Origin of the sequence: Comamonas thiooxydans (genome assembly GCF_000964545.1) — a bacterium.
GTDB classification, from domain to species: Bacteria; Pseudomonadota; Gammaproteobacteria; order Burkholderiales; family Burkholderiaceae_C; genus Comamonas; species Comamonas thiooxydans.
Genome location: NZ_BBVD01000007.1, coordinates 583,383 through 598,638, shown reverse-complemented (window position 1 = coordinate 598,638; position 15,256 = coordinate 583,383). Strand labels below are relative to the sequence as shown.

Here is a 15,256-nt window from a genome sequence, read left to right as displayed (position 1 = left end):
GAATTCTATCACAACTTTGCCGTCTGATTTCTTTCAGATCGACTAGCAAAAATTTGCATTTCGCTCAGTGAAGCCTTGCATTGTACACAGATTTTGGCAGGCCAGGCAACATCCGCACGGACATCCAGACAAAGAACCCCGGCAGGCCTTGCCTGCCGGGGTTCTTTGTCGCTTCTCAGGCGCTAGCTGCCTGCTCCAGTGCATCAACAAACAGCGCTGCCACATCGCAGCCGGTCTGATCAAAGATCTCCTGGAAGCAGGTGGGACTGGTCACATTGATCTCGGTGACGTTGTGACCAATCACATCCAGTCCGATCAATAGCAGGCCACGCTGCACCAAACGCTCCCCAATGAACTCGGCAATTGCCTTGTCCTGCTGCGCCAATGGCTGGGCAACCCCCTTGCCGCCAGCCGCCAGATTGCCGCGCACCTCATTGCCCTGCGGAATGCGTGCCAGGCAGAACGGCACGGGCTTGCCGCCGATGATGAGCACCCGCTTGTCGCCATGAACGATGTCGGGCAGGAATTTCTGCACCATGACGCTGGTGGAGCCGCCCTGATTCAGGGTTTCGATGATGCTGCCGAGATTGCGACCGTCTTCGCCAACCCGGAAGATGCCCATGCCGCCCATACCGTCCAGCGGCTTGAGGATGATGTCCTTGTGCTCTGCATGAAAAGCACGGATGTCCTGGGCGCTGCGCGTGACCAGGGTGGGCGAGATGAACTGTGCAAACTCCATGATGGCGAGCTTTTCGGGATGCTCGCGCAGTGCGCTGGGTTTGTTGAAGACCTTGGCGCCCTCACGCTCGGCCTGACCGAGCATGTGCGTGGCGTAGAAGAACTCGGAATCGAAGGGCGGATCCTTGCGCATGACGATGGCATCAAAATCTGCCAGTGCCGTCAAAGCGCTTCGCGTCTCCTCAAACCAGCGGTCTTGTTCCCCGGTCAGGCTGATGTGGCGCACCTGCGCCATGACCTTGCCGCCGCTTTGCCAGGAGATATGGCGAGGCTCGCAGGCCACGATCTGGTGTCCTCGGCGTTGAGCCTCACGCATCATGGCAAAGGTGGAGTCCTTGTAGATGACAAAGGATTCCAGCGGATCGGCAACAAACAGTATTTGCATGGTGAAAAACTCTAGCGGTAGAGGTAGATACCGGCATCATGCCCAGCCGGGCAAAACACCACAATATGACGGCAGATACTCAGGTCCTGCGCGCACGCAGGCTCTGGACAAGCAAGGCCAGGCTGCCAGCGACCACGCCCCAGAAGGCTGAGCCCACCCCTGCGATGACAACGCCGCTGAGCGTGACCAGAAAGGTGATGAGCGCTGCCTCTCGGTGCTTTTCCTCCTTGAAGGCCGTCGCCATGCCGCCGCCTATGGAGCCCAGCAGGGCCAGTCCGGCGATGCAGGCCACCAGCTCCTTGGGAAAGGCCGTCAGCAGGCCCGTGACCACCGCACCAAAGACACCTATCAAAATATATAGCAGTCCGCACACAGCAGCAGCGGTATAGCGCTTATCCCTGTCCGCATGCGCCTCGTCTCCCATGCAGATCGCCGCCGTGATGGCGCTGAGGTTGAGGGCATAGCCGCCAAACGGCGCCAGCAACAAGGTCGCCACGCCGGTCATGCTGATGACCTTGGACACCGGTATCGGATAGCCCGTGGCACGGATCACCGCCACGCCCGGCAGATTCTGCGAAGCCATGGTCACGACAAACAGGGGCAACGCCAGGCTGATGAGCGCCTGCAGCGAGAACTCGGGAGCCGTATAGACCGGCATGGCCAGCCCGCCATGCACGGCCGACCACTGCATCTGCCCGCTCAGCGCCGCCCAGGCGGTTCCGGCCAGCAGGGTGATGATGACCGCATAGCGAGGCGCCATACGCCGCGAAAGCAGATAGGCAAGCAGCATGACCAGCACCAGGGACAGATTGGTTTCGGCCGCAGAGAAAGCCTGCATGCCGAACTTGGCCAGCACGCCGGCCAGCAGGGCCGACGCAATTTCCATGGGGATGCGGTTCATGATGCGCTCGAACCAGCCGGTCACCCCCACCAGAATGATGAGTGCCGCGCTGACAATAAAGGCACCGATCGCCTCCCCCATGGAGAAACCACCCGCCAGCCCGGCGGTCGCCAGCACCGCCGCCCCTGGGGTGGACCAGGCCACCATGACCGGCATGCGCAGAATCAGCGACGGGACCAGCGAGCACAGACCCATGCCCAGGCCCAGCGCCCAAATCCAGGAAGTAATCTGCTCAGGCGTGGCATGAAACGCCTGCGCCGCCTGAAACACCAGGGCTACCGAGCTGGTAAAGCCCACAAGCACGGCCACAAAGCCTGCGGCCACGGCGGCAGGGCTCAAGTCTTTGAAAAAGCGCATCCGTGCATTCTGGCACCAGCCCCACCCAAAATGATGCACTCCGCGTAAGCGCGAATGACGAAGCCCATCATCACATCAAAATCAATAGCTATCAGCGCCTGCTGATAAAGAGCCAAAGGCCTATTTGACTCAAAGTATTTACAGCTCGATCTTGGAGCCCAGCTCCACTACCGAGTTGCTCGGGAGGTGCAGGAAATCAGCCACCCGGCTCGCATTCTTGTGCATCTGCGCAAACAGCTTTTCGCGCCAGTGCGCCATGGAGTTGTTCATGCGCGGGATGATCACATCACGCGACAGGAAATAGCTGGTGGACATGGAGTCCAGCTTGCAGCCTTGGGTACGCAGCTGCGCCAGCGCCGCAGGCACATCGGGCTCGTTCTTGAAGCCGTAGTGGATGATGACTTCCCAGCAGTCGCCGCCCAGCGACTCGGACTCCACCCGCTTGTCCATCCCGACCCAGGGCACTTCGTGGTTGCGTACGGTCACAAAGAGATTGCGCTCATGCAGCACTTTGTTGTGCTTGAGGTTATGGAGAAGCGCATGCGGCACGGTGCCGGGCTCCCCCGAGAGGAAAACCGCCGTGCCGGGCACGCGCGTGGGCGGATGACGCCAGGTGGATTCCAGAAACTGACGCAGATCCAGCGCATCCGCCTGCAACTTCTGATGCAGCAGCTCGCGCCCTCGGCGCCAGGTCATCATCAGGGTAAAGACCGTGCCACCGATCAGCAGCGGGAACCAGCCGCCTTCAAACAGCTTGAGCAGATTCGAGGCGAAGAAAGCCAGATCCACCACGAAGAAGAAGCCCGTCGCCAGCAGGCACAAGGCCAGCGAATAGTTCCAGCGATAGCGGATGACAAAGAAGGTCAGCATGGTGGTGATCAGCATGTCCAGCGTCACCGCAATACCGTAGGCCGCCGCCAGATTGCCGCTATTGCGAAACAGCAGAACAGCCAGCGCAATCGCCACAAACAGACCCCAGTTGACCAGAGGCATATAGATCTGGCCGGTCTCCTTCACACTGGTGTGGCGTACCTCAAAACGAGGGAAGTAGCCCAGCTGAATGACCTGACGCGTCACGCTGAAGGCCCCCGTGATCAGCGCCTGCGAGGCGATCACCGTGGCCATGGTGGCCATGATGACCAGCGGCAGCAGCGCCCAGCTGGGCGCCATCATGAAAAACGGGTTCTTGACTGCCTCGGGATTGGCCAGCAACAAAGCGCCCTGACCGAAGTAATTCAAGGTCAGCGCCGGCATGGCAACGCTGAACCAGGCCAGACGGATAGGCTTTTTGCCGAAGTGCCCGAGATCGGCGTACAACGCCTCGGCCCCCGTCACACAGAGCACGACCGAGCCCAGAATGATGAAGCTGATGCCCGGGCTGTTCCAGATGAAGCGGACCGCGTAATGCGGGCTGAGTGCCGCCAGTATTTCCGGATGCCCCATGATCTGGTGCACACCCAGCAGGGCGATACAGGCAAACCAGGTCACGGTGACAGGGCCAAAGAACTTGCCTATGCCTGCGGTGCCGCGCTTTTGCACGAAGAACAGCAGAAACAGAATCACCAGCGTCAGCGGAATCACGGCCTTGGTGAAATGTGGCGAGATGACCTCCAGGCCCTCGACCGCAGAGAGCACGGAAATCGCCGGAGTGATAACGCCATCGCCATAGAAAAGCGAGGTGCCGAACATACCCACCAGAAACAACGTGCTGGACAGTCGCGGCCTGTCCTTGACCGTCTGCGAGGCCAGGGCCAGCATGGCCACCAGCCCGCCCTCGCCGTTGTTGTCGGCGCGCAGCACCAGGGTCACGTACTTGAGGGAGACGATGACCGTGAGCGTCCAGAACAGTACCGAGAGCACGCCATAGACGTTGTCCGGCGTGAACGGCACATAGCCTGAGCCGAAAACCTCCTTGACCGAGTACAAAACACTGGTTCCGATGTCTCCGTAGACGACACCGATCGCGCCCAGGGTCAGGGCGCCTAGCGAGGATTTCGAATTTTGCACGGTTCAGGAAGCGACTCGTAAGGCAGTCACCAAGTGATCAAATTGTCGGCATTGTGCGCTGTCCTCAGCGCCTGCGAAATCAGTCGTAAATTTCTGCGTCGGGATTAGTGGCTTCCAACTCGTAGCTGGCCGCCAACATGGCCAAACGTGCTATCACGCCATACATATAGAAGCGGTTGGGTGCGCTGGCGCCCGGACGTGCGCTGGCCTGAGGCAGGTGGTTGCTCTGCTGGAAAGCCAGGGGCACGTAGCCCGCACCGGGAGCATTGAGGTTCTCGTCCTCGCCGCGCTCGGGGTGCATGCGGTAGAAACCGCCCACCACATAGCGATCCATCATGTAGACCACGGGCTCGGCCACGGCGTTGTGCATGCGCTCATAGGTCAGCACGCCCTCCTGCACGATGACGTCATGCACGGTCTGGCCGTCCTTGATGACGCCCATCTTGTTGCGGCTCTTGCGCGGCAGCGCAGCCAGCTCCTTGGCGTCGCGCACGGTCATCACGCCCATGCCATAAGTGCCGTTGTCGGCCTTGACCACGGCAAACGGCTTTTCCTTGATGCCGTATTCCTTGTACTTGCGGCGCACCTTGGAGAGGATCACGTCCACCTGCTCGGCCAGGGCCTCCATGCCCGTGCCTTCGGCAAAGTCGATGTTCTCCACATGACCGAACAAGGGGTTGATCAGCCAGGGGTCGATGCCCAGCAGCTTGCCGAAGCGCTTGCCGACTTCCTCGTAGCTCTGGAAGTGACGGCTCTTGCGGCGCACATTCCAGCCTGCATGCAGCGGCGGCAGCAGGTATTGCTCGTACAGCTCCTCGATGATGCCGGGCACGCCGGTGGAGAGGTCGTTGTTGAGCAAAATGGTGCAGGGGTCGAAATCCTTGAGGCCCAGACGGCGCTTGCTGCGGATCACCGGCTCCAGCTTGATCTCGTCGCCCAGGGGCAGCGTGATGGACAGCGTCTTCTTAATCTCGGGGCTGATGGAGCCGATGCGCACATTGAGACCCGCCATGCTGAAGATGCGCTTGAGCTGCAGCACGCTGGCCAGATAGTGGGTGTTGCGCGTGTGGTTCTCGGGAATGATGAGCAGATTGCGCGCCTCGGGGCATATCTTTTCGATGGCAGCCATCGCAGCCTGGACAGCCAGTGGCAGCATTTCATCGGTCAGGTTGTTCCAGCCGCCAGGAAACAGGTTGGTATCCACCGGTGCCAGCTTGAAACCCGCATTACGAATATCCACCGAACAGTAGAACGGCGGCGTGTGCTCCATCCATTCCAGGCGGAACCAACGCTCAATGGCAGGCATGGAGTCAAGAATGCGCTGCTCAAGTTCGTTAATGGGGCCGGTCAAAGCCGTGACGAGATGTGGAACCATAAATACCCTCAGGAGACGATGGTGGGGGGCAATTGTAGAGATTGAAGCATGAGATAGGTGTTTTCCCCAGTCTTTGTTTCAACGACGCCAGAACGCCGGTGACAGCAAAGCCATGAAACTCAGTATCTCGAGCCGCCCCAACAGCATGCCCAGAGTACACACCCAGATCTGGAAATCCGTCAACACCGTGTAGTTGGATGATGGGCCAACCGCGCCCAGTCCCGGTCCCATGCAGTGCACGCTGGCCAGCACGGCAGAGAACGCGGTCAGAGGGTCGAGATCGGTCAGCAGCAGCACCATGCTCAGCACAATGACGGTGGCACCGTAAACCAGCATGTAGGCCAGCACCGAAAAAATCATCGGGTTATCTACCACCGCATCGCCCAGCCGCACCGGCTGCACGGCTCGCGGGTGCACCAGACGTGTCATCTCGCGCCTGGCCTGCTTGACCAGAATCAGCATGCGCACCATCTTGATGCCGCCGCCGGTCGAGCCTGCGCTGGTGGCCACCCCCGACAACAGCAACAGCAAAACAGGAATGAACACCGGCCAGGACAGATAGTCCGTGGTGGAAAAGCCGGTGGTCGTGGCGACCGAGACCGTGTGGAACATGCCGTTGCGCAAGGCATCGAGCGGCCCATAGACCCCCTTGACCCAGAGCAGCAGCGCCACCAGCAGGCCCGAGCCCAGCAACACGCCGATCGTGGCGCGCATTTCGGGGTCGCGCATGAAACTATCGATACGCCCCTTGCGCATGGCCACGAAGTACAGCGCAAAGTTGCAACTTGCCAGCAACATGAACAGCAAGGCCGCGGCCTCCAGCAGCGGCGAGTTGAAATAGGCAAAGCTGGCATCGTGCGACGACAGCCCGCCCAGGCTCACCGTGGCGAACATATGCATCAGCGCATCCAGCGGCTGCATGCCGCAGGCCCAGAAGGTCAGAAAACAGCCAATGGAGAACAGCGCGTACACACCCCACAGGCCTTTGGCCGTCTCGGTAATACGCGGCGTGAGCTTGGTGTCCTTGACGGGACCTGCAGCTTCCGCTCTGAAAAGCTGAGCACCGCCGACACCCAGCAGTGGCAACACGGCCACGGCCAGAATCAGTATCCCCATACCCCCCATCCATTGCATGAAGGTACGCCAGACATTGATGGACACCGGCAACTGATCCAGACCGCTGAGCACCGTGGCCCCGGTCGTCGTCAGGCCCGATACGGCCTCGAAGTAGGCATGGGTGAGACTGATGGAAATGCCCACCCGGTTCAGCCCCATCATCAGCGGCACCATGGCGCACAGCGGCAGCACTACCCAGACCAGGGTCACCAGAATCACGCCATGGCGCGGTTGCAGATCCTGCTTGTGACGGTGCAGCCCCCCCCACAGCAGCAGGCCCACGCCTACCGTCAGTCCGATCGACCAGGGATAGATGCGCCAGATGCCATCCTGCGTGAACCAGGAGATGCCAAAGGGCAGCAGCATGGCGCCGGCAAACATGATCATCAGCATGCCCAGCACACGCAGGACAGGAAGCAGGTCTTTCATGTGTGCAGCTTAGAAAAAGGTGGCGCTGACGCGGAACAGGTTTTCCACGTTGCGCACCAGTCGCTTGTTGGGCAGAAAGAACACCACATGGTCGCCGGATTCGATTACGGTATGGCTGCGCGGAATGATGACCTCGGTCTCCAATGCCGTGCCCGCCACTTCCTCGCAGGTCTTGCCTTCTGGAATGCCGCGCACGATGAGACCGATATGCACTTCCTCGGGCAGGCGCAGCTCTTCCACCTTGCGCCCCACCACACGCGAGCTTTTGCGGTCGCCGCGCGCCACGATCTCCAGTGCCTCGGCCACGCCGCGGCGCAGGCTGTGCACGGCCTGCACATCGCCGCGGCGCACGTAAGCAAGGAACTCGCCCAACATGGCCTGCGCCGGCGACAGCGCAATATCGATCTGCGTACCGTGCATCAGGTCAGCATAGGCGCGGCGATTGATCAGCGACAGAACACGGCGCGCGCCCATGCGCTTGGCCAGCAGGCTGGACATGATGTTGTCCTCATCGTCGTCCGTCAGCGCGAGGAACAGATCCACCTCCTCGATGCCCTCTTCCTCCAGCAGGGCCTCATCGGTGGCATCACCCTCCAGCACCAGCACTTCGGCAGGCAGCGCCGACGACAGGCTCAGACATTGCTGGGCGTTGGACTCGATGATCTTGACGTGAAAGCGCCCGGGCGTCTGCGCCAGCTTCCTGGCCAGCCGCAGGCTGACCTGACCTCCGCCCGCAATCATGATGCGGAACACCGGCCGGCTCGGGCGGCCTTCGGGCAGATTGATGGCCTTGAGAGCCTCGGACACATGCTCGGTCGCTGCCAGCATGAAGACCTCGTCGCCGGGCTCTATGCGCGTGGCCCCGTCGCAGCGCACAAACCGGTCTGGCTCGTCCATGAAACGGCGGTAGATCGCCACGATGCGCATGGCCAGCTCGGGCATGCGCTCTCGCACCTGGGCAATCTGCAGGCCCACAGCAGGCGCGCCGGCGCGCGCGCGCACCGAGGCCAATGCGGCCCGACCGCCCGCAAAGGCGCGCACCTGCATGGCTTCCGGGTATTCGATGAGCTTGCGGATGTAATGGGTGACCGATTCCTCGGGACAGATGATGCGATCGACCGCAAAACCCTCCTTGCCAAGCACCGGGTCGTCCACCGCAAAGCTGGACGAGCGCACCCGCGCAATACGGGTCGGAATATCGAACACGGCCTGGGCAATCTTGCAGCAGACCAGGTTGGTCTCGTCCATGGAGGCACAGGCGATCAGCAGGTCGGTATCCTTGGCGCCCGCTTCAGCCAGCACCTGGGGATCGATGCCGTTGCCAACCACGCCGCGCAGGTCGAAGCGCGACTCCAGCTCACGCAATGCTCGCGCATCCGTGTCGATGACGGTGATTCCGTTTTGCTCGGACACCAGACTTTCGGCCACACTCTGGCCTACGCGCCCGGCACCCAGAATAATGATTTTCATGGTGTTATGGAAAGGGATCCAAGCTGCGGCATTGAGTCATATCCGGAAAAGACCGCGCCTGCAGCCTCTCCGGAAGACGGATTTCAGGAGCGGACTTCGCCGTCGCCCAAGACCACGTATTTGAGCGAAGTCAGGCCCTCGATGCCCACCGGCCCACGCGCATGGAACTTGTCGGTGCTGATGCCGATCTCGGCGCCGAGTCCGAACTCGAAGCCATCGGCAAAGCGGGTGCTGGTATTGACCATGACGCTGGCCGAATCGACCTCGCGCAGGAATTTCTGCGCATGCAGGTGATTGGTGGTCAGAATCGACTCCGTATGGTGGCTGGAGTACTTGTTGATGTGTGCAATGGCCTCGTCCACACCGTCCACCAGCTTCACGCTGATGATGGGGGCCAGATATTCCTCGTACCAGTCCTGCTCCACGGCCTGGGCCAGCTTGGCATCCTTGACAGTCTGCAAAATAGCCAGGGCCTCGGCATCGCAGCGCATCTCCACGCCCTTGGCGGCATAGACGACACCGATCCTGGGCAGGAAGTCTGCAGCCACGGCGCGTGCCACCAGCAGGCTTTCGCTGGCGTTGCAGGGGCTGTACTTGTTGGTCTTGGCGTTGTCGGCCACCTTCACGGCCATGGCGATGTCGCAGGGATCATCCACATAGGTGTGGCAATTGCCATCCAGATGCTTGATGACGGGCACCTTGGCCTCGCGACTGATGCGCTCGATCAGGCCCTTGCCGCCACGGGGGATGATGACGTCCACATAGTCGGGCATGGCGATGAGTTGACCCACGGCGTCACGGTCGGTGGTCTCCACCAGCTTGACACCGTCTTCAGGTAGACCGGCCTCGGCCAGCGCCTGGGCCACCAGCTTGGCCAGCGCCTTGTTCGAGTCAATCGCCTCCGAGCCACCGCGCAAAATGCAGGCATTGCCGCTCTTGATCGAGAGGCTGGCCGCTTCGATGGTCACATTCGGGCGGCTTTCATAAATCATGCCGAACACGCCCAGGGGCACACGCATCTGGCCCACGCGGATACCGCTGGGCATTTGCTTGAGGCCGCTGATCTCGCCGATCACATCGGGCATGGCAGCCAGCTGCTCGCAGCCTTCGGCGCAGGTCTCCAGCACCTTGGGCGTCAGTCGCAGCCTGTCGACCATGGGCGCCGACAGGCCATTGGCCACGGCACGCTCCAGATCGCGGGCATTGTCGATCTGCAGCGGCTCGACGTTCTCGCGAAGCAGACGGGCCAGCGCCTTGAGTGCTTTGTTTTTAGTAGCTGCAGACGCACGCGCCATCAGTGCAGAGGCGGCTTTTGCCTGTACACCGAGGTTGTGCATGTATTCGACGGTATTGAGCGCGTTCATGGCGTGATTTTCGCCGAGATAAGCAAGTTGCGCAGACAAGCCCGACCATGAGGGGGTTTATGGCCCTGCTGACACCTACACTCGGCCTCTGAATCGCAAGGAGAGTTATGAGCCACAACACCACAGCGCTACAGGAAAGCGCCCGCCAGCTCCAGCAGCTGCGCAGCGGATTCGAGCAGCTCGCCCACTCACAGATCAGCGCCAGCGCCCTCGGCCAGCAGGCACGCGCCGCGACCACATTGCTTGCGGCACTGCCGCCACGCTATGGCGAGGTGCTGCTCAACCTGTTGGACCGGCTCGAATCCAGCGCGCTGTTCACCGAGGAAAGCTGCTCCTTCAGCCAGAAGGACCTGCTGGACAATCTGCGCCTATGGGCCGACAAGGCCCAAGCCCAGCTCACTGCCAATCCCGACTGAGTCGCAAATCAGCGCCCGGCCTGGGCCAGCTGCATGGCCAGCTGCCGCAGGGCCTGCCAGCTGTCGCGTGGCCAGCCCGCGCTGGGCAGGCCTTTGACAATGCCGTCCACGGCATGGGCAGCCTGGAGCAACTCGGCCGCACGTGCATCGCTGACACGCGGCAGCAGCCGCTCCATCAGCCTCTCCTTGGGGCCCCAGATGCGATTTTCGCGCAGCGCCATGGGCAGGGGCTTGCCGCCCGCCATGGCATCTTTCACGCGCTTGATGTTGCGAATGTCCTCGGCCAGCGCCCAATGCACCAGCACCTCGGCCTCGCCTTCAGCCTGCAGGCCGTCCAGCATGCGCATGCTGCGCGCCACCTGGCCCGAGAGCACGGCCTCGGACAGCTTGAACACGTCGTAGCGCGCCACATTGAGCACGGCCTGCTCCACCTGCGCCAGGCTCAGCTCGCCCTCGGGGTGCAGCAGGGCCAGTTTCTGAATCTCCTGGTGCGCGGCCAGCAGATTGCCTTCCACACGGTCGGCAAAGAACTGCAGCGTGCGCTGACCTTCTTCCCCGGCCGCCACGCGCTGGTTCTGCAGCGCCAGACGCTGGGCAATCCAATGCGGCAGCGCACCGCGCTCCACCGGGTCGACCTGGATCGAGACACCGTTGCCGTCCAGCGCCCCAAACCAGGCCCCGGTCCTGGTGGCCTTGTCCAGACGCGGCAGACTGATCAGGGTCAGCGTGCTGTCGTTGCCCTGGGCGCTGCTGGCCAGCTGCTGCAGCGCAGCACTGCCATCCTTGCCGGGTTTGCCGCTGGGAATGCGAATTTCGAGAATCTGCTTGTCCGCAAACAGGCTCAGGCTGCCGCCGGCCGCCAGCACGCCGCTCCAGTCAAAGTGCGCACCCATGACGGTATAGCTGCTGCGCTCGGTATAGCCCTGAGCACGCGCCGCTGCACGAATCGCGTCGGCCGCTTCCTGCTGCTGCAAGGGCTCATCGCCATGCAGCACATAGAGCGAGCGCAAGCCCTTGGCCAGATGGGAGGGAAGCTGGTTCAGCGCAAGCTGCATGGAGAAAAGTTTTCTATAAAAAGTATCTGAAACGCCCTGAATTCAAGCGTCAGCAGCTATCAGATTCACCGGCGCATCGCCGGCGACTCGCGGCCTCCGCCCGGGACCGCCGCGCAGCAACTCAGGCAATGGCTTATGACACCTGCAGGCTCTTGACCGCAGCCAGACGGCGAATGATCTGCTGCACGATGTCGTTGCGCATGTCCTTGTTCAGCATTTCCTCTTCTACTGCCTTGGACAAGGCATTGGTTTCGTTATAAGTCACGTTGCGAATCTGGCGAATCTCGACCGGCTCGATCAGCTCATCGCCGCCGGGCGTGCGCAACGAGAAGCGCACGATCAGGCGCAGTTCGATTTCACGCACCTGGCCAGCCACGTTGGAGCCGATGATCACGCGCTGGGCCTGCTCGCTGATGATCTGGCAGATCACCTCGGCGGTGTCGGGCGATGCCGGGTCCTTGACCACGGTCAATTGATCGCTGCTCGATTCCAGACTGCGACGCAGCAAAGTGCCCACGGGCGCACCACGCCCCGCCTGCACATAAATGGAGCGAAACACAAAATTCGGCGCACCGCGCAGGCGAAAGCCGCAGGCCCCCAGCAAAGGCGTCAAGGCCATGGCGGCCAGCAGCGTACGTTTTTGCATCAACTGTCCTCTAATCTTCAAGCTCTGCTGCGAGCATCGCCTCCTGCTCCAGAAATACCGAGCAAAAGCCGCCCCGCAGCGAAGGTATTGTCCCCCTCCCGCGAAGCGAGAGAGGGGGAAGGCGGGGCCGCCTGGGCGCGAAGCGCCTCAGGGGGAGACTCCGGTCACACGACAATATTCACCAAACGACCTGGCACCACGATGATCTTCTTGGGTGCACGGCCTTCGGCAAACTTCTGGTACTCCTCATTGGCCAGTGCAGCCGCCTCGATGGCAGCCTTGTCGGCAGTGGCGGAAACCAGAATCGCACCGCGCAGCTTGCCGTTGACCTGCAGCACCAGCGATATCTCGTCCTGCACCAGGGCCTTGGGATCGACTTGCGGCCAGGGGGCATCGAGCAGATCGCCCAGGTGGTTGGCATAGCCCAGCTCGCTCCACAGCACATGCGCCAGATGGGGCGTAGCGGGGTAGAGCACGCGCAGCAGAATGCCGAAGCCTTCGATCAGCGCCACCTTGGCACCGGTGTCATCCAGGGCCTTGAAGTCTTCCAGCGCATTGATCATCTTCATCGCGCCGGACACCACGGTGTTGTACTGCATGCGCGAGTAGTCGTACTCGACCTGCTTGAGCACGTTGTGGATTTCCAGACGCAGGGCCTTGGCCGCCTTGCCGAATTCCACATCGTCCAGCGACTTGGCGCCGGCCACGCCCTGCACCGCAGAAGCCATGTCCATGCCTGTCAGCTTGCTGCCGAAGTTGTAGACGCGGCGCAGGAAGCGATAGCTGCCTTCCACGGCGGCGTCGTTCCACTCCAGCGTCAGCTCGGGGGGCGAGGTGAACATGGTGTACAGACGTGCGGTGTCGGCGCCGTACTTCTCGATCAGATCCTGCGGGTCCACGCCGTTGTTCTTGGACTTGGACATGGTGCCCACGCCCTCGTAATCGATGGCGGTACCCACGGGCAGCAGGCCGTCGGCGCTGTCCACTTCGACCTTGAGCTTGGCGCCGATGATCTTGCCGGAGTCGTCGAACACATGCTCCACATCCTTGGGCCAGAAGTATTCCTTGGCGCCCTTGGCCGTGCGACGGCTGTAGATGTGGTTGAGCACCATGCCCTGGGTCAGCAGCTTGGTGAAGGGCTCGTCGATCTTGACCAGGCCCAGGTCGCGCATGACCTTGGTCCAGAAGCGCGCATACAGCAGGTGCAGGATGGCGTGTTCCACGCCGCCGATGTACTGGTCCATGGGCATCCAGTAATCGGCGCCGTCGGCCACCATCTGCTCGCTGTTCTTGGCGTCGCAATAGCGCATGAAGTACCAGGACGAATCCACGAAGGTGTCCATGGTGTCGGTTTCACGGCGGGCAGGCTTGCCGCAGCAGGGGCAGACCACGCCTGCGTGGAAGGCCTCGGACTTGACCAGCGGATTGCCGGAGCCATCGGGCACCAGATCCTGGGGCAGGACCACGGGCAGATCCTTCTCGGGCACGGGCTGAGGACCGCAATCGGCGCAATGAATGATGGGGATGGGGGTGCCCCAGTAGCGCTGACGGCTGATGCCCCAGTCGCGCAGGCGCCAGGTGGTCTTGAGCTCGCCCAGGCCCTTGTCGCCCACAATCTTGGCCACGGCCTGCACCGCATCCTTGTGGTTCAGACCGTCGAGATCGCCGGAGTTGATCAGTACGCCGCGCTCCTTGTCGCCATACCAGTCGTTCCACTGCTTGTCGTCATAAGCGGCCTGGCCTTCCACGGCCACCACCTGCTTGATGGGCAGGCCGTACTTGTTGGCGAAGGCGAAGTCGCGTTCGTCGTGGGCGGGCACGCCCATCACGGCGCCGTCGCCATAGCTCATCAGCACATAGTTGCCGATCCACACCTCGACCTGCGCGCCAGTGATGGGATGGGTGACGAACAGGCCCGTGGGCTTGCCTTCCTTTTCCTTGACGGCCAGTTCGGCCTCTGTCGTGCCACCCTTTTTGCATTCTTCGATGAAGGCGGCCAGCTCGGGGCTGGAGGCCGCAGCGTGCAGCGCCAGCGGGTGCTCGGGGGCAACCGCACAGAAGGTCACGCCCATGATGGTGTCTGCACGCGTGGTGAAGACATACATCTTGCCGTCCTGGATCAGTTGGCCGTCAGCCCCCTTGATGTCATGGGTGAACGCAAAGCGCACGCCGGCGGACTTGCCGATCCAGTTCTCCTGCATCAGGCGCACCTTGTCGGGCCAGCCATTCAATGTGGCCTTCTCGTTGCCGACCTGCACATGGTCCAGCAGCTCCTGTGCGTAGTTGGTGATGCCCAGGTAGTAGCCGGGAATCTCGCGCTTTTCCACCAGCGCGCCGGTACGCCAGCCACGGCCGTCGATGACCTGCTCGTTGGCCAGCACGGTCTGATCCACCGGGTCCCAGTTCACCACCTGGGTCTTGCGGTAGGCAATGCCTTTTTCCAGCATCTTGAGGAACAGCCACTGGTTCCACTTGTAGTACTCGGGGTCGCAGGTGGCAACCTCGCGGCTCCAGTCGATGGCCAGGCCCATGGCCTGCATCTGCTTTTTCATGTACGCGATGTTCTCGTACGTCCACTTGGCGGGCGGCACTTTGTTCTTCAGCGCAGCGTTCTCGGCAGGCAGGCCGAAGGCGTCCCAGCCCATGGGCATGAGGACGTTGTAGCCCTTCATGCGCAGCTGACGCGTGAGCATGTCGTTGATGGTGTAGTTGCGCACATGGCCCATGTGCAGCTTGCCGCTGGGGTAGGGCAGCATGGAGCAGGCGTAGTACTTGGGCTTGCTGCCGTCTTCGGTGACGCGGTAGGCGTCCTTGGCTTGCCAGTGGTCTTGCGCGGCGCGCTCGACCTCAATGTGGTTGAATTTTTCTTGCATGGTGCAGTGCAGTGGCCGCCAGCCCCACTTGGGACCCGGCAAGGTAGAAATCTGAAATCAGCAGGGATTTTAGGCTGCCCGACCGCTTGCGCCGTTTTAGCCCCGCATGACCGCAGAACCCGCT

General features: G+C 61.7%; 11 protein-coding genes. 1 reads left to right on the top strand and 10 read right to left on the bottom strand.

Annotation, left to right across the window (positions count from 1 at the left end; translation table 11 throughout):
• Positions 1-175: 175 nt before the first annotated feature.
• From gshB to Cth01_RS13350, 7 genes are all read right to left on the bottom strand, one after another.
• The gene (gene gshB / locus Cth01_RS13380; protein ID WP_045839398.1) at positions 176-1,123 is read right to left on the bottom strand and encodes a glutathione synthase; all 948 of its coding nucleotides are present in this window, start codon (positions 1,121-1,123) and stop codon (positions 176-178) included.
• 79 nt (positions 1,124-1,202) lie between these two features.
• Positions 1,203-2,381: a benzoate/H(+) symporter BenE family transporter gene (locus Cth01_RS13375; RefSeq protein WP_045839397.1), complete on the bottom strand. Its 1,179-nt coding sequence runs from the start codon at positions 2,379-2,381 to the stop codon at positions 1,203-1,205.
• Between the two features lie 138 nt (positions 2,382-2,519).
• Complete coding sequence (locus Cth01_RS13370) at positions 2,520-4,388, bottom strand: potassium transporter Kup (RefSeq protein WP_045839396.1); 1,869 nt, start codon at positions 4,386-4,388, stop codon at positions 2,520-2,522.
• A gap of 79 nt (positions 4,389-4,467) precedes the next feature.
• Positions 4,468-5,763 carry a glutamate--cysteine ligase gene (gene gshA / locus Cth01_RS13365; protein ID WP_004340452.1) on the bottom strand — a complete coding sequence of 432 codons (1,296 nt, stop codon included), beginning with the start codon at positions 5,761-5,763 and terminating at the stop codon, positions 4,468-4,470.
• Between the two features lie 78 nt (positions 5,764-5,841).
• Positions 5,842-7,308 (bottom strand): TrkH family potassium uptake protein, encoded by a 1,467-nt coding sequence (locus tag Cth01_RS13360; protein WP_004340449.1) that lies wholly within the window; start codon positions 7,306-7,308, stop codon positions 5,842-5,844.
• Positions 7,309-7,317: 9 nt separating this feature from the next.
• Positions 7,318-8,778 (bottom strand): Trk system potassium transporter TrkA, encoded by a 1,461-nt coding sequence (gene trkA / locus Cth01_RS13355; RefSeq protein WP_034405556.1) that lies wholly within the window; start codon positions 8,776-8,778, stop codon positions 7,318-7,320.
• An 83-nt stretch (positions 8,779-8,861) separates the two neighbouring features.
• Positions 8,862-10,142 (bottom strand): glutamate-5-semialdehyde dehydrogenase, encoded by a 1,281-nt coding sequence (locus tag Cth01_RS13350; protein ID WP_045839395.1) that lies wholly within the window; start codon positions 10,140-10,142, stop codon positions 8,862-8,864.
• A gap of 107 nt (positions 10,143-10,249) precedes the next feature.
• On the opposite strand from Cth01_RS13350, the gene Cth01_RS13345 reads away from it, so the two are divergent.
• Positions 10,250-10,558 (top strand): hypothetical protein, encoded by a 309-nt coding sequence (locus tag Cth01_RS13345; RefSeq protein WP_045839394.1) that lies wholly within the window; start codon positions 10,250-10,252, stop codon positions 10,556-10,558.
• 8 nt (positions 10,559-10,566) lie between these two features.
• On the opposite strand, the gene holA is transcribed toward Cth01_RS13345, so the two are convergent.
• The 3 genes from holA to leuS all read right to left on the bottom strand — a co-directional run bounded on the left by holA (position 10,567) and on the right by leuS (position 15,132).
• Positions 10,567-11,613, bottom strand: coding sequence for a DNA polymerase III subunit delta (holA, locus tag Cth01_RS13340; protein ID WP_034382253.1), 1,047 nt, complete (start codon positions 11,611-11,613; stop codon positions 10,567-10,569).
• A gap of 133 nt (positions 11,614-11,746) precedes the next feature.
• Positions 11,747-12,259 (bottom strand): LPS-assembly lipoprotein LptE, encoded by a 513-nt coding sequence (locus Cth01_RS13335; protein ID WP_004340434.1) that lies wholly within the window; start codon positions 12,257-12,259, stop codon positions 11,747-11,749.
• Positions 12,260-12,423: 164 nt separating this feature from the next.
• Positions 12,424-15,132, bottom strand: a complete 2,709-nt coding sequence (leuS, locus tag Cth01_RS13330; protein ID WP_045839439.1) for a leucine--tRNA ligase — start codon at positions 15,130-15,132, stop codon at positions 12,424-12,426.
• Between the last annotated feature and the right edge of the window lie 124 nt (positions 15,133-15,256).